The organism is Roseateles depolymerans, from assembly GCF_003387155.1.
Lineage (GTDB): Bacteria > Pseudomonadota > Gammaproteobacteria > Burkholderiales > Burkholderiaceae_C > Roseateles > Roseateles depolymerans.
The window spans coordinates 1,542,392-1,556,075 of the sequence record NZ_QUMT01000001.1 but is presented as its reverse complement, the minus strand read 5'-3'; the positions used below and the strand labels follow the sequence as shown (position 1 = coordinate 1,556,075).

At 67.9% G+C, this 13,684-nt stretch carries 15 protein-coding genes; 8 read left to right on the top strand and 7 right to left on the bottom strand.

What is annotated here, in order from left to right; translation table 11 throughout:
• Positions 1 to 16: 16 nt before the first annotated feature.
• Complete coding sequence (locus DES44_RS06915; RefSeq protein WP_058935627.1) at positions 17 to 1,204, bottom strand: esterase-like activity of phytase family protein; 1,188 nt, start codon at positions 1,202 to 1,204, stop codon at positions 17 to 19.
• Positions 1,205 to 1,421: 217 nt separating this feature from the next.
• Between DES44_RS06915 and DES44_RS06910 the strand changes: the two genes are divergently transcribed.
• A complete protein-coding gene (locus DES44_RS06910; RefSeq protein WP_058935628.1) occupies positions 1,422 to 2,033 on the top strand; it encodes a mechanosensitive ion channel family protein in 612 nt (203 codons plus the stop codon).
• 95 nt (positions 2,034 to 2,128) lie between these two features.
• Here the strand turns inward: DES44_RS06910 and DES44_RS06905 are convergent, their stop codons facing one another.
• The 3 genes from DES44_RS06905 to DES44_RS06895 all read right to left on the bottom strand — a co-directional run bounded on the left by DES44_RS06905 (position 2,129) and on the right by DES44_RS06895 (position 3,657).
• Entirely contained in the window at positions 2,129 to 2,371 is a 243-nt protein-coding gene (locus tag DES44_RS06905) for a hypothetical protein (RefSeq protein WP_058935629.1), read from the bottom strand.
• Between the two features lie 397 nt (positions 2,372 to 2,768).
• Complete coding sequence (locus tag DES44_RS06900) at positions 2,769 to 3,248, bottom strand: hypothetical protein (RefSeq protein WP_116001354.1); 480 nt, start codon at positions 3,246 to 3,248, stop codon at positions 2,769 to 2,771.
• A 166-nt stretch (positions 3,249 to 3,414) separates the two neighbouring features.
• Positions 3,415 to 3,657 (bottom strand): hypothetical protein, encoded by a 243-nt coding sequence (locus DES44_RS06895; protein ID WP_058935631.1) that lies wholly within the window; start codon positions 3,655 to 3,657, stop codon positions 3,415 to 3,417.
• A gap of 292 nt (positions 3,658 to 3,949) precedes the next feature.
• On the opposite strand from DES44_RS06895, the gene DES44_RS06890 reads away from it, so the two are divergent.
• Complete coding sequence (locus DES44_RS06890) at positions 3,950 to 4,747, top strand: transporter (protein WP_058935632.1); 798 nt, start codon at positions 3,950 to 3,952, stop codon at positions 4,745 to 4,747.
• 118 nt (positions 4,748 to 4,865) lie between these two features.
• Positions 4,866 to 5,090 carry a hypothetical protein gene (locus DES44_RS06885; RefSeq protein ID WP_147306997.1) on the top strand — a complete coding sequence of 75 codons (225 nt, stop codon included), beginning with the start codon at positions 4,866 to 4,868 and terminating at the stop codon, positions 5,088 to 5,090.
• Between the two features lie 12 nt (positions 5,091 to 5,102).
• Here the strand turns inward: DES44_RS06885 and DES44_RS06880 are convergent, their stop codons facing one another.
• Entirely contained in the window at positions 5,103 to 5,432 is a 330-nt protein-coding gene (locus DES44_RS06880; protein WP_058935634.1) for a protealysin inhibitor emfourin, read from the bottom strand.
• Between the two features lie 16 nt (positions 5,433 to 5,448).
• A complete protein-coding gene (locus DES44_RS06875) occupies positions 5,449 to 6,534 on the bottom strand; it encodes a M4 family metallopeptidase (RefSeq protein WP_058935635.1) in 1,086 nt (361 codons plus the stop codon).
• A gap of 674 nt (positions 6,535 to 7,208) precedes the next feature.
• On the opposite strand from DES44_RS06875, the gene DES44_RS06870 reads away from it, so the two are divergent.
• From DES44_RS06870 to DES44_RS06860, 3 genes are read left to right on the top strand one after another with little or no spacing between them, the layout of a single operon-like run.
• On the top strand, positions 7,209 to 7,946 hold the full coding sequence (locus tag DES44_RS06870; protein WP_058935636.1) for an endonuclease/exonuclease/phosphatase family protein: 738 nt from the start codon (positions 7,209 to 7,211) through the stop codon (positions 7,944 to 7,946).
• A complete protein-coding gene (gene clsB, locus DES44_RS06865; RefSeq protein ID WP_058935637.1) occupies positions 7,943 to 9,241 on the top strand; it encodes a cardiolipin synthase ClsB in 1,299 nt (432 codons plus the stop codon). Before DES44_RS06870 ends, clsB begins: the two co-directional genes overlap by 4 nt.
• A complete protein-coding gene (locus DES44_RS06860; RefSeq protein ID WP_058935638.1) occupies positions 9,238 to 10,158 on the top strand; it encodes a lysylphosphatidylglycerol synthase domain-containing protein in 921 nt (306 codons plus the stop codon). The genes clsB and DES44_RS06860 overlap by 4 nt, the downstream gene beginning before the upstream one ends.
• A 169-nt stretch (positions 10,159 to 10,327) precedes the next feature.
• Here DES44_RS06860 and DES44_RS06855 read toward each other — a convergent pair whose 3' ends face one another.
• A complete protein-coding gene (locus tag DES44_RS06855) occupies positions 10,328 to 10,858 on the bottom strand; it encodes a helix-turn-helix transcriptional regulator (protein WP_058935639.1) in 531 nt (176 codons plus the stop codon).
• A gap of 301 nt (positions 10,859 to 11,159) precedes the next feature.
• Here DES44_RS06855 and DES44_RS06850 point away from each other — a divergent pair, with 301 nt between their 5' ends.
• Entirely contained in the window at positions 11,160 to 12,440 is a 1,281-nt protein-coding gene (locus tag DES44_RS06850) for a hypothetical protein (protein ID WP_058935640.1), read from the top strand.
• 57 nt (positions 12,441 to 12,497) lie between these two features.
• Complete coding sequence (locus tag DES44_RS06845) at positions 12,498 to 13,658, top strand: hypothetical protein (RefSeq protein WP_058935641.1); 1,161 nt, start codon at positions 12,498 to 12,500, stop codon at positions 13,656 to 13,658.
• The last annotated feature ends 26 nt before the right edge of the window (positions 13,659 to 13,684 follow it).

Genomic DNA, 13,684 nt, shown 5'->3' with positions numbered 1-13,684 from the left:
CTGAGGTCCGCCGAGCTCAGGGCTGGATTTCGAAGACCAGAATCTGATTGCGGTCGGTCGCCGAATCGGCCGTCGGGAAGTTGTCGTCCGCGACCACCACCAGGCTGCGCTTGCCATTGGCCAGCATGGGGCCGAAGGTGATGCCCTCCAGGTTCGCGATGCCGCCCAGGGGTGCCTTCAGCGTCTCGAAGTCCAGCACCAGGCGCTTGGTGACCGGCACCGCGCCGGTCAGCGAAGCCGACGCCAGCACATTGGTGGAATTGGCCACATCAATCTCATAGAGCCGCACCTGATTGCCCACCACGCCCACCGAGAAGCTGCGCTCCAGCACCAGGAAACGGGTGGCTGACAGCGCCAGGATTTCGGTGGGGCCGTTCACGGTGAACTGGCCCGCCGGTGACGGCGCCGCCTGAACCGGGTCGATCGGATAGACGAACTGCGCATCGGCCACGCCAGAAGCGCGGTCAAAGCGGGTCAGGCGCGACGCACTGCCGCTGGTGGGCGTCGGCAGCGGACCGTCCTGGATCAGGGCCCCTTCCATGATCACCCAGGCCGAACGGCCGTCGCGCGAGAAGCTCAGGCCCTCGAAGGTCAGGTTGCCGCGCGGGCCGGTCTCCTGCGCGCTCATCTGGAACATCGGCGGCAGGCTGTATTCGCGCACATGCGTGCCCTGCGGCGTGATCTCCCGGATGAAGGGGTTGATGACGCGCACCGGGCTGCTGGTCAGGGTGCGGTCGCCCTCGCTGAGCCAGACCCAGTTGCCGGTGACCGGGTCGATGCGGACCGATTCCGGGTCCGCCACCTTGGCATCCGGGACCTTCGGATAGACCGAACCGTCCGGTTGCTTCATGGTGACCACGCCGGTGAAGGACACGGCGGTGAAGCTGTTGGCATCGAACGCCAGCTTGGCGGTGTACAGCCGCGGCGCACCGGCGGAATCGGTGGTGGTGCGGTCATCGCTGATGAAGACAAAGCTGTCGGACTTGGCGTCGTAGTCCACCCCGGAGAGGCCACCGACCACAGTGCCGGCGTAATCCAGGCGCCGCGGCAGGATCTGCTGGCCGATCAGGCGCAGGCTGGACACCGTCACGTCGGCCGTGCCGACGGGCTCGACGCCATCGCCGCCGCCGCAGGCCATCAGGGCCGCAGCAGCCACCAGGCTCGCAGCCAGGGCACGGGTGGAAGACAGAAAACGAACTCGCATGGGGACTTTCTTGACAACTCAAAGTGTCATGATCGTTTCGCAAGATTTCCCGTCAGTGACAGGGCTCCTCCAGTGACCGGGGCACGTCCTGTTCCTCCCCTGCCTCACCGCCCCGCACATGACTTTCGGACAGTCAGTCTCGCACCGCGCAGGTGCGCCAATCGCCTCACGGCGATAGACCGCCTGTAAGCTCCCCGGATCTTTGCATTTCCACTCCATGAACAAGCTGTTCCAAACCCTGCACGATTTCCTGCCCGACTGGGCTTCCGACTGGCTGGACATCCTGGTCCCCCTGGCCGAAGTCGGCCTGATCGGCCTGGGCGCCTGGGTGGTGATGCGGGTGGCGCATCTGGCCACCCGGCGCTTGACCATGGCCTATTCGCTGCCGGTCAAGGTGGCGGCGCTGTTTCTGCGGGCGGTGGCCTCGGTGGTCTACGGCTGCGCCATCCTCTGGGCGCTCGCGCGGCTGGGGGTGTCCGGGTCGGTGCTCTGGGGCGCCTTCACCGGGTTCGCCACCGTGGGCGCGGTCGCGTTCTTCGCGGCCTGGAGCGTGCTGTCCAACCTCTTTTGCGCGCTGCTGATCTACATCACCCGGGCTTTCCGCATCGGAGACGTGGTGGAACTGCTGGAATCGGGGGACAAACCCGGCGTGAAGGGACGCGTGGTGGAAATCAACCTGGTCTACACCACGCTGCTGGAGAGCGGCGACGCGGACAACGGCACCAGCCTGCAACTGCCCAACAGCCTGTTTTTCCAGCGCACTGTGCGGCGCTGGCATGGGGCAGCGGCGCATGAGGCGATTGCACCGGCCCCGCAAGAGCGGATCTGAATCCCCAAAGAAAAACGCCCGAACCTTGCGGTCGGGCGTTGGGGGTGGTGAATAGATCGGTGGCAGCGGCGGCCCCGCCGTGGGCTGGCGACTCCTCACAGGGCGGCCACCTGTTCGTTCTGGGCCACTTCGGTGGTGCGACGGCCGGTCACGTAGACGGTGGGCAAGGTCTGCACTTCTTGCTGGGCGACCACGCGCTTGCCGGTGATGTAGACCGTCTCCAGCGTGATCACGGAGGCGGCGCGCTCACGCTTGACTTCGGCGTGGACGACGCCGGCAGCCAGAGCGGCGGTAGCGATGAAACCGAAAACGAGGGCCTTGATGCTGGTGGTGTTCATGATGGGTGCTCCTGAGTGAAGGTGTCTGAGTGGGCTTTCGCCTGAGGGGTTGAACCGGGGTCGGTGGGTATCGGTGTGTCGATGGAATGCAGTGTCTGCGTCCGCCCGCGTTGCCGCCATGCCGCCGCGACCAAGCAGCACAGCGCAGGCGTGAAATGCATTCAGCGGCGATGGACGGAGCCTGCGGCTCACCCGAATCTGCGTAGAGGACGGGCGCGCGGCACTCCCGTCACGTCGTGCCCTTCGTCTCGGCACGCCGCGCGCTCCGTCGCGGCACGCCGCACGCTTCGCAGCGGCGGCTGCACACGTCCGAGCGGCAGCTGCACACTTACCAGCGGCGGCTGCTCGGCATTAACGCGAGGCCGCGCTTCAGGGGCAGCCCGTGCTCAGGAAGCACTCAGCGCCGCTCCAGCTTCAGCGGCGTGCTCATCACCTCGACCTGCCCCCCTTCCGTGCCCATGGCGGGACGGGTGTGGGTTTTGAGGATGCCCGTCAGCGCATTGCTCTCGATGACCCCGGAGAACTCGTAGACCTGCTTGGCCTCGGTCGCGCCAGGAGGGGCGACGAAGAAGGAGATCTCGCGCGTGCTCTTGCGGTATTGCACGTTGGAGATCGCCACCGCCGGCGTACGGCACGACGCGCCCTCCGCTGCCAGCACGCCGGCGATGGTGGTGGTCCGTGATTTTGTGTACTCCCACAGATCCACCCGCAGGCCGTCGCACTCGCCAGAATTCCCGGTCGGCGCCGGGCCGGTGAAGGAGCCCAGCATCTTCCACTCCACCGGCAGGCTCTGCGCGCTGGCCACGCCAATGGCCCCTGTCAGCAGGATCATGGCGGCGGCGCTGCGGCTCGTGCGCAGGATGTTCAATGGCTTCATAGGTGTGTCTCGCTGTTGCGGTTGTTGTTGATCGGCGAGCCCCGTGAAGGCAAACCGAATGCCCGGCGAACGACCCAAAAGAAAAACGCCCGAACCTTGCGGTCGGGCGTTGGGGGTGGCGAACAGATCGGTGGCAGCGGCGGCCCCGCCGTGGGCTGGCGGCTCCTCACAGGGCGGCCACCTGTTCGTTCTGGGCCACTTCGGTGGTGCGACGGCCGGTCACGTAGACGGTGGGCAGCGTCTGCACTTCCTGCTGCGCCACGACGCGCTTGCCGGTGATGTAGACCGTCTCCAGCGTGATGACCGAGGCGGCACGCTCCCGCTTGACTTCGGCATGGACGACGCCGGCAGCCAGAACGGCAGTGGCGATGAAACCGAAAACGAGGGCCTTGATGCTGGTGGTGTTCATGATGGGTGCTCCTGAGTGAAGGGGTCTGAGTGGGCTTTCGCCTGAGGGGTTGAACCGGGGTCGGTGCGTATCGGTGTGTCGATGGAATGCAGTGTCTGCGTCCAACCGCCTTGCCGCCATGCCGCCGCGACCAAACTGCAGCGCGCAGGCGTGAACTGCATCCAGCGACGACAAACGGAACGCCCCAGGCCGTGTGGTTTGTCACCAAGGCGTGGGATCCCACCCGGTCCAGCCCCTGCCCGGGCCATGGCACAGTGGGTGGGTCCAACGACATGCACCAGGGAGGTGATTCATGACGGTGTTGCAGACCCTTTCGCTGGCCGCCGCCGCTGCGCTGCTGCTGGCGCCCCTGACCAGCCGGGCCGATGACGGCATTGCCACCGACCGTCCGGATTTCGTGGAATCCAGCGACACCGTCGGCAAAGGCCGGTTCCAGATCGAAACCAGCGTGGCCTTCGACCGGGACAAGACCAACGGCGTGCGCAGCCGCGTCCGCTCCACCCCCACCCTGCTGCGCTGGGGGGCCTGGGACGACGTTGAACTGCGGCTGGAGACCGACGGCGCCATCCGCTCACGCGTGACGGCTGGCGGCGTCAGCGACACCGCCAGCGGCTTTGCCGACACGTCCCTGGGCCTGAAATGGCATGTGGCCGACGGTGCCGAGGACGGCAGCCGCCCCGGCATGGCCTGGCTGATCCATGTGGATGCCCCCTCAGGCTCATCCGAGTTCAAGGGCCAGGGCTGGCGGCCGTCCGTGCGCTTCACCGCGGAATGGGACCTGCCCAGCGACCTGTCCGCCGGGGTCATGGCCGGGATCTACCAGGAGCGCAACAGCGACAACCACCGCTACGTCGGCGGAATCCTTGCCGCCACCGTGGGCATTCCACTGCGGGAGTCCTGGCGGGCTTTCGTGGAGGTGGCCGGCCAGTCCCTCACCTCCAACCGCAACGGCGGCAAGGTTGTAACCCTGGACACGGGCCTGACCTGGCAGCTCAGCCGGGACCTGCAGTTGGATACCGCCGTCTTCCGCGGCATCAGCAAGGCGGCGCCGGACTGGTCCTGGACGGTGGGCGTTTCCGTGCGTTTCTGAAACTTTCTGCACTGCGAACAAGCGTCGCAATGATTGACCCTGGTCAACCTAAAAGGGGTTGAAGCTGCTGCGATGCAGCATAAAGTGGCGGTGTCTCATCCCAATAAAGAGGTCCTTTATGAGCTCCATCGCCATGTCGGTCTTTCTTGACTCGGAACCCGGAGAACTGGTGGAACTGCCCCACGCAGGCACCGGCCTGGAACATCCGCTGGTGTTTGACAGTGCCGCCCGGGAGATTCAGCACCTGGCCGCTGAAGGCCGGGCGGAGGTCGTGCAGCAGACGGTCCGCCAGATGGGCAACCAGACCCTGATTGAAGAGATCACGTTCAAGCGGCTGGCCTGAGCAACCCACCCGTCAGCCCTGGCGCTGCCCCCGCGCTGCCGCCACTTCATCCCGCACGAGCCTGAGCAGCGCCGCCAGCGCGTCATCCGCCGGGGTGCCCAGAATGCGCACCTGATGTTGCCGCCCGGCGCACTGCACCGTCAGGATTTCGGTGACGTGGTCGGCAGCCCCTGGCGCGGCGTGTCCCACCTGTGCGGGCTGCTCAAAAAAGCCGCAGGCGTGGACCAGCCGCGTCAGCGCATCCCCGCGCGACGCCTCCAGGGCTTGGACGTCGATCTCCGTGGCCCGCTGCAGGCCCGGCAAATAGGCCAGGCCCCCATCGCGCTGGTAGCCGATCTTCATCGGGGTGCCTCGCGTCTCACAGCGTGATCCCCACCGCCGCCCATCCCTCCAGCACGGCCTTGCGCTGGGCACTGTCCGCGCCGTAGAGGGTGGTGGCCACCTCCAGCGTCACGCGCGCAAACGCCAGGAAGTTGGCGTTGGGCTTGAGCCGGGCGTCCCGCAGCGCCTGGTACCAGATGCGGCCCGCATGCGCCCACGCAGGGCCTCCGATGCGGGTGGCCACCTGATAAAACGCATGGTTGGGAATGCCGGAGTTGATGTGCACGCCGCCGTTGTCCTCGAAGGTATTGACGAACTGGCTCATGTGCTTGGGCTGCGGGTCCTTGCCCAGCACCGGGTCGTCAAAGGCCGAGCCGGGGTCCTTCATCGACCGCAGGGCCACGCCCTTGACCTTGCTGGTGAACAGGCCGGCACCGATCAGCCAGTCCGCCTGATCCGCCGTCTGCTTCAGATGGTATTGCTTGATCAGCGAGCCGAAGACATCGGACATCGATTCATTCAGCGCCCCTGACTGGTTGAAGTACTGGAGCTGCGCCTCGTCTTCCGTCACCCCGTGGGACAGCTCATGGCCGATCACGTCCAGCGCAATGGTGAAGCGGTTGAACAGCTCCCCGTCTCCGTCGCCGAAGACCATCTGCACGGAATTCCAGAAGGCATTGTTGTAGTCCTTCCCGAAGTGCACCGTGGCCTCCAGCGCAAGGCCCGCATCGTCGATGGAGTTGCGCTGGTAGACCTCGGCGAAGAAGTCGAAGGTGGCGCCCAGACCGTCATAGGCTTCGTCAGCCGCCACGTCTCCGGTGGGGGCCTGGCCCTCCGCCCTCACCAGGGTGCCGGGCAAGGTCTCCGTGTGATCGGCGTTGTAGATCGTGCGCCGCTTGACCGGTTGAACCGGTGACGTGACCGCAGCGGCCGACGGCGCCCGCTTGCGCTGAGACTGCTGTCCAAGCGCCGACAGCCGCAGCGACCGGAAGGTGTGATCGACCGACTTCGTCCGCAGGGCGGCCGCGCGTTGGGCCGGCGTTCCGTTTTGCAGGATCTGGTCCAGCACATAAGGCGGCAGAACACAGAACAGGGAATGGCGATGATGGTGCTGACAAGCCATGCAAAGCTCCTTGGCGAATGACCTCGGCGACTCCCCATCGGGGCCAGGTCTTGTGGGAGTCAGACCATCTTCCCTGCATCCCGCGTTCCCGCTTATCGCCAGGATGTAAAGAAGCGCAGGCCGGCTTGTAACGTACACATGCCGTACAAACCAGGGTCAAGGGCGATGCATTCGGGTTTTTGACAGCGCTGACCCGGATTTTTCGCAAACCGGTTTTCGGGACACGGAATCCCCCGGTCAGGCGGTGGGACAAAGCGGCGCGCGATTGATGCGGGCTCGCCCGCAGGACTAGTATTGATCGCCCGGCCTCATGGTTTCGCGCTTGCCAGGCGCAGCGGTGAAACCGGGGCTGATCCATCGCTAACTCAGCCATTCCTGGCAGTCAGGAGCAGTCCATGCTTGAAGTGATTGGCGCGATTCTGGTTGGGGCCTTCGCCCTGACCTTCGGGGTCCTGAGCATCGGGCCCATGATGTTGAAGCGAGAGGACGTCTGACGCCCTGCCCTCCAGGGTTCCGTCTGACTCTGCCCTCCCCCACCGCTTGAACGTGCCCTCGGGCCGTTCAAGCGCTCTTTCTCGACGCTCCTCCCTCCTCAACGCTCTCCACGCTCCCCCCTTCCCCAGGTTGTCCTCGCCCCCCCGGTGCAGGAATGAAGCTTGCCATCCAGGCAAGCCATGAAACTTACAGTCCTCACCGTCAACCTCCACAAGGGATTCGGCTTCCTCAACCGTCGCTTCATCCTGCACGAGTTGCGTGAGGCGGTCCGCGCGGTGTCGGCGGACGTGGTCTTCCTGCAGGAGGTGCTCGGCGAGCACGAACTGCATGCGGCCCGCGTCCCCACCTGGCCCCAGACGCCCCACTACGAATTCCTGGCGGACAGCCTCTGGAGCGACTTTGCCTACGGCCGCAATGCCGTCTATCCGCAGGGTCACCACGGCAATGCGCTGCTGTCCAAGTTCGCCATCACCCGTCACGTCAACCATGACGTGTCCATCGACGGCCCCGAGCGTCGCGGTCTGCTGCACAGCGTGCTGCGCCTGGAGGACGGACGCTCGCTGCATGCCATCTGCGTGCACCTGGGCCTGCGCGAATCACACCGCCGGCATCAGGTCGAGCGGCTGTGCCAGCTGATCAACAGCCTGCCGATGGATGAGCCAGTCATCGTCGCCGGTGACTTCAACGACTGGCGCCAGCGCGCCCACAAGATGCTCAGCCGCTGTGCCGGCCTGGCCGAGGTCTTCGTCAAGGCCTACGGGGCCGCGGCCCGCACTTTCCCCTCGCGCTGGCCGCTGCTGCCGCTGGACCGCATCTACGTCCGCGGGGCGTCCGTCCAGAACCCCATCGTGCTGCCCCGCCAACCCTGGTCCCACCTGTCGGACCATGCCCCCCTTGCCGCGGAGATCCGCCTATGAGACTGAAGCGACCTGAATGGACCCACGGCAACCGCCTGGAGTTGCTGGAAAACGGTGAGGACTATTTCCCCGCCGTGTTTTCGGCGATCGAGGCGGCGCAGAAGGAGATCCTCATCGAAACCTTCATCCTCTTCGAGGACAAGGTGGGCCTGGCGCTCAAGGACGTGCTGGTGGCCGCTGCTCGGCGCGGGGTGGACGTGCACATGACGGTGGACGGCTTCGGCTCACCCACGCTGTCGCAGGACTATGTCGGCGCCCTCACCGATGCGGGTGTGAAGCTGCATGTCTTCGACCCGCCGCCGAAGCTGTCGCGCCGCCTCAAGCCGTTCCGGCGGCTGCACCGCAAGATCGTGGTGGTGGACGGCGAAGTGGGCTTCATCGGCGGCATCAATTTCTCCGCCGACCATCTGCTGGATTTCGGCCCCGAGGCCAAGCAGGACTATGCCGTGCGGATGCGCGGCCCCATCGTGGCCGACCTGCGCCGCACCAGCCTGACCCTGATGGCACCGGTGCTGCCCAAGCGCCGCTGGCCCTGGCGCCGGGCCGGCATCACCGGAGACGGCCGCTTCGCCGTGCCGCCGGTGCAAGGCACGGCCAAGGCCATGGTGGTCACGCGGGACAACCATCGACATCGCGACGACATCGAGCGCATGTACCGCCTGGCGCTGCATGCCGCCCGGCATGAGGTGATCATTGCCAATGCCTATTTCTTTCCCGGCTACCGGCTGCTCAAGAGCATGCAGCGGGCGGCGCAACGCGGCGTCAAGGTCAACCTGATCCTGCAGGGCCAGCCCGACATTCCCGCCGCGCGCTGGGCCGCGCACATGGTGTACGACCTGCTCATGCGATCGGGCGTGCACATCTACGAATATTGCGAGCGTCCCATGCACAGCAAGGTGGCGCTGGTGGACGATGTCTGGGCCACCGTCGGCAGCAGCAACCTCGATCCCTTGAGCCTGTCGCTGAACCTCGAGGCCAACCTGATCATCCAGGACGACGCCTTCAACACCGCCCTGCGCGACAACCTCTCGGGCCTGATGAAGGACGCCTGCGTCAAGCTCGAGCGCGGACAGACGGCGGCCAACCGATGGTGGTGGCGACTGGGCGTGGGCGCGGTGGTCTTCCACATCATGCGCCACTTCCCGCGCTGGCTGGCCCGGCTGCCGGCGCAGCAGCAGGCCATCCTGCCGGCGGCCGAAACGCCGGTGGTGGTGAGCGCGTCCGAGCATCCCTCCGCGCAGGCGTGGCAATGGCAACAAGGCTTGAAGCGGCTGAGCCGCGAGCCGGCGGAGTGACCGCTGCGCGACGCCCCGCGTGGGGGCGCTGGCTGGGCGCGTTCTTCGCCGTGGCGGTGCTCGCCCTGCTGGTGTGGGCGGCGCGGTCGGTCGACTGGGCGCAGGTGATGACTGCCCTGTCGCAGGTGCCGCCGGCCACCTTGCTGCTGGCGGCGCTGCTGTGCGTGGTGAGCCATCTCATCTACAGCACCTACGACCTCGTGGGCAAACGCTGGACGGGCCATGCGCTGCCTGTGCGGCGCGTGATGCTGATCACCTTCATCAGCTACGCCTTCAATCTCAACCTGGGTTCGCTCGTCGGCGCCTTTGCGATCCGATTGCGGCTATACGCCCGTGAAGGCCTTCGCCAACCCGTCCCGACGCAGGTGCTGGCCCTGAGCCTGAGCACCAACTGGCTGGGGTACGGGGTGCTGGCCGGCGGGCTGTTCCTCGGGGGATGGCTGGAGCCGCCACCGCAGTGGCCCGTCAGCAAGGCGGCGCTGCAGGGGCTGGGCGGTCTGATGTGGCTGCTGGCGGCGGGCTACCTGGCCCTGTGCACCTGGGCGCCGCGACGCGAATACCTGATCCGCGGCCATGAGATCGTGCTCCCCTCCCTGCGGCTGGCGGGGCTGCAATTGCTGGTGTCGGCAGCCAACTGGCTGACCATCGGCCTCATCGTCCACGTGCTGCTGCGCGAGGCGGTGCCGTACGGGCACACGCTGGCCGTGCTGCTGGTGGCCGCCGTCGCGGGTGTGGTGGCCCATGTGCCGGCAGGACTGGGCGTGCTGGAAGCGGTGTTTGTCGCGCTGCTCGGACCCTCGCTCGGGGCCTCCACCGTGCTGGCCGCGTTGATCGCTTATCGAGCTTTGTACTACCTGATTCCCCTGGTGGTCGCCGCAGGGGCCTACTTCGTGCTCGAAGCGAAGGCGCGGCGCTGATCGTGCTGACTCGCCCGACGACCCTGGCGCCCGTGGGCCTCTTAGCGCCCGTGTGAGCCGCATGACCTGCGTCCCGGTGCCCAGCTCCCTTCGCCCCGTGCCCCGTGCCCCGTGCGCCTTGCCCCGTGCACCGCGTCGCCGTGTCGCCGTGTCGCCGTGGCGCCGCGGCTCATGGGTCCGACACCAACGCGGCCGGCGGCGCCACGCCAAACGCACTTGCATACGCAAACACCATCGCCCCGCGAGACCGCACGCCCAGCTTGCAGTAGATGGTCTTGAGATAAGACCGCACGGTGAATTCGCTCAGATGCAGCCGGTCCGCCACCTGCTTGGTCAGCAGGCCCAGGCAGATGAGCTGCACGATCTGCAACTCCCGCTGCGTGAGCAGGCGGCGCAGTTCACCGGCTCCGGGTACTGCACTGCTGCGAGGATCGGCCGCAGCAGCGGTCCCGTCCGCACTGGCGGTGTCCCCACTCGCGTCCGGGACTTCGTCATCCGGCACCAGCACATAGCGGTGTTCCCCGACCTGGAAGTGCGCCAACTCCGACCCGTGATAGACGTGACGCGCTCGTCCCTGGCCGGGCCGGGTCTGCTGCAGGGGCGATTGTCCGTCCACACACAACACCGCATATCGCCGCCCGTGCAATTCGACGGTTGAGCGTTCGCCGATGCAGGCGGCGGGGAGGTCAAGATCCATCATGAGCGCAAGCTCCCTACTGGGGATCAGGGGCGCGATTGTGAGGTCGGCCACGCGCTGCCGTACAGCTTCAGGTTTGGGGGGCCCCCAAGTCGATCCCCCGCGACCGAGGGCCCCTGTTTGAGGACGTGCCAACGCACCTCCGCCAACCCACTTCCTCCTGCGCACGCGCTCCAAGACCCCTCCTCCATCGTGCGCCCACCCCCAGGCGCCCGCCAAGTCGCGGATTGAGAGCGCGCCTGCCGCTGCCTAGAGTGCCTCCCATGCGGTCCCCACCGCGATTGCCTTGTGCAGGAGGTTCAAGATGCTCAACCCCTTCGACAGCGCCGAGGACCTGGCGCTTGAAGGTGACCTGGCCACCGACGGCGGTGATGCCATGTCGCACGGCGACGGTTTCGAGGACGAGGCCCTCGGCGACGGTTTTGAAGCCTCCGACGGTTTCGCCCAGGACGGCATGGACGCCATGGGCGAGGCCGGCGACGGCTTCGATAGCAGCGACGGCTTCAGCGCCGACGGGTTCGACGCCGATGGCTTCCAGAGCGACGCGTTCAGTGCAGATGCCTACAGTGCCGATGCCTACGCCGCCGACGGCGACGGGGGCGACATGGACCTGTGGAACGCTTTTGAAGAGGAAGTGGCTGACGGTCTGGATGCCGCCGAGGAAGACGAGTTCATCGGCCGGCTGCTGGGCGGCCTGGGCCGGGTCGGCGGCATGCTGATGCGGCGCGCCGGCGGCGTGCAGGGCATTGCCCGCACCGCGGGCCGGGTGGCTCGTGGCGCCAACCGTGTGGGCCAGATCGCCGGCCAGGCCGGCCGTGTGGCGGGCCGGATCTCCCCGGCGGCCAGTGCGGCCGCCCGCCTGGCGCGACTGCTGGGTGCCCCGGGTCTGGCGTCTGGCCTCGACACCGTCAGCCGCGGTGCCCGCACGGCCGCGCAGATCGGACGGCGCGCCAGCGGGGTGGCCGGCGGTGTCGGCCGCGCTGCTGCCGGCTTCGGCAACACCGTGCAGGGCCTGGGCCAGGCGGCGGACAGCGGCCAGGCGCTGCTGGCGCAGCTCAGCCAGCTCATTGGCGGCGGCGGCGACGAATTCGATGATTTCGATGCGATGGCCGAGCTCTACGAGGACGGCGTCGACGAAGCCCTGCCCGGCATGGTGGCCATGGCCGCCCGCGCGGCTGCCCGGGGCCTGGGCTTCCAGAACCTTTCCCATCTCGGCCAGGCGGGCCGCCGTGCCCTGGTGCGCGGCGTCGCGGCCGCAGCCCGCGAGCTGATGCGCAGCCGCGACCCGCGCGCCATCCGTCAACTGCCCCGCCTGACCCATGCCGCCGGCCGCACGGCAGCCCGCACGTCCCCGACGCCCCAGCAGGCCACGCAGCGCATCCGCCGCGCCCTGCCCCGCACGGCGCGCCGCGTCGCCACGCAGCCGGCGGCCCTGCCCCCCACCCGCCGCAGCCGGCCTGCCAGCGTGCAGCCGCCGCTCAGCCGCCCGGCCAACCTGGGCCGGGGCCATCGCTCGCGAGCGGTGGTGGGCCAGCGCAGTTTCAAGATCGATGGCCCGGTCACCGTGACCATCTCGCCCCGGTGAGGCGCCGCCGCAATCGCCCGCCCGCCCTCTGTTCCCCTCATTTCCTGGAGCCTCACCATGGACCGCTTTGAAACCGACCTGATGGAAGACCTGATGGCAGACGCTGCCGAAGGACCCGCGCGCAGCGCAATGGACGGCTTTGACGAGTACGACGGCTACGACGAAGACGGCTTCGAGTCCGACGGCGCCGATGAAGGCGACGACGAATTCATCGGCCGTCTGCTGGGAGGCCTGGGCGGCATCGCCGGCCGCCTGCTGGGTGGCGGCGGAGGCGACGGCTTCGATGAATACGACGAAGGCGACGGTTTTGAAGCCTCCGACGAATTCGACGAAGACGACGGCTTCGACGACTTCGACGGCGACGACTTCGACAGCCCCGCCGCCAGCTTCGACGACGCCGACGCCATGGAAGACGCAGTGGCCGATGCGATGGATGCCGACGACGGTGACGAGTTCTTCCGCCGCCTGAGCCGACTGGCCCGCGGCGCCGTGAACGTCGCCCGCCGCGTTGGACAGGGCGTGGGCCAGGTGGCCCGCGTGGTGGGGCCCATCGCCAGCATGATCCCCATCCCGCAGGCGCAGGCCATCGGCCGCATCGCCAACATCGCGGGTCGGCTGCTGGCCGATGGTGCCGATGAATTCGAGGCCTTCGATGAACTGGTCGATGGGCTGGACGAGGACGGCATCGACGCCGCCGCGCCGGTGCTCGCCGGCATGGTGATCCGCCGTGCGCTGCCGGGCATCGCCCGAGCAGCGCGCCCGGTGCGCCGTGCGGCTGTGCGTGCGGTGAGCAATGCGGTGAGGACCGCCGTTCGCCGCCAGGGACCGACGGCCGCACGTGCCGTGGCCCGCACCGTGCGGGCCACCCGGCGCGTGGTGCAGCAACGCCGCCTGCCGGCCCGCCAGGCCGTGACGGTGGTGCGCCGCGCCACCCAGGCCGTGGCCCGTCGTCCGCAAGCGGTGCGTCGCCTGGCCCGGCCACTGGTGCCCACCGCCCGTCGCGCCACGCCCCAGGGCCAGGCGGCCCGCGTGGTCGCCCGCACCGTGGCGCCCGTGGCCCGCCGCGCCGCCGCCGTGGTGGCCCGCCCGGGCGCTGCCCGGCTGCCGGCTGCGCGCCAGGGCGTGGCACACCACGGCATGGGCCATGTCTGCGCGGCCTGCCGCGGACGGCGCATCCGCATCCTGCGGGGCCCGGTGACCATCTCGATTGGTCGCTGAAGCCGCCAGCCGCCGCCCGCCGTCAC

Bases quoted from the DNA above. Each gene is read 5' to 3' on its own strand.
- DES44_RS06915 (WP_058935627.1), bottom strand. From the start codon at position 1,204: ATGCGAGTTCGTTTTCTGTCTTCCACCCGTGCCCTGGCTGCGAGCCTG.
- DES44_RS06910 (WP_058935628.1), top strand. From the start codon at position 1,422: ATGAACAAGCTGTTCCAAACCCTGCACGATTTCCTGCCCGACTGGGCT.
- DES44_RS06905 (WP_058935629.1), bottom strand. From the start codon at position 2,371: ATGAACACCACCAGCATCAAGGCCCTCGTTTTCGGTTTCATCGCTACC.
- DES44_RS06900 (WP_116001354.1), bottom strand. From the start codon at position 3,248: ATGAAGCCATTGAACATCCTGCGCACGAGCCGCAGCGCCGCCGCCATG.
- DES44_RS06895 (WP_058935631.1), bottom strand. From the start codon at position 3,657: ATGAACACCACCAGCATCAAGGCCCTCGTTTTCGGTTTCATCGCCACT.
- DES44_RS06890 (WP_058935632.1), top strand. From the start codon at position 3,950: ATGACGGTGTTGCAGACCCTTTCGCTGGCCGCCGCCGCTGCGCTGCTG.
- DES44_RS06885 (WP_147306997.1), top strand. From the start codon at position 4,866: ATGAGCTCCATCGCCATGTCGGTCTTTCTTGACTCGGAACCCGGAGAA.
- DES44_RS06880 (WP_058935634.1), bottom strand. From the start codon at position 5,432: ATGAAGATCGGCTACCAGCGCGATGGGGGCCTGGCCTATTTGCCGGGC.
- DES44_RS06875 (WP_058935635.1), bottom strand. From the start codon at position 6,534: ATGGCTTGTCAGCACCATCATCGCCATTCCCTGTTCTGTGTTCTGCCG.
- DES44_RS06870 (WP_058935636.1), top strand. From the start codon at position 7,209: ATGAAACTTACAGTCCTCACCGTCAACCTCCACAAGGGATTCGGCTTC.
- clsB (WP_058935637.1), top strand. From the start codon at position 7,943: ATGAGACTGAAGCGACCTGAATGGACCCACGGCAACCGCCTGGAGTTG.
- DES44_RS06855 (WP_058935639.1), bottom strand. From the start codon at position 10,858: ATGATGGATCTTGACCTCCCCGCCGCCTGCATCGGCGAACGCTCAACC.
- DES44_RS06850 (WP_058935640.1), top strand. From the start codon at position 11,160: ATGCTCAACCCCTTCGACAGCGCCGAGGACCTGGCGCTTGAAGGTGAC.
- DES44_RS06845 (WP_058935641.1), top strand. From the start codon at position 12,498: ATGGACCGCTTTGAAACCGACCTGATGGAAGACCTGATGGCAGACGCT.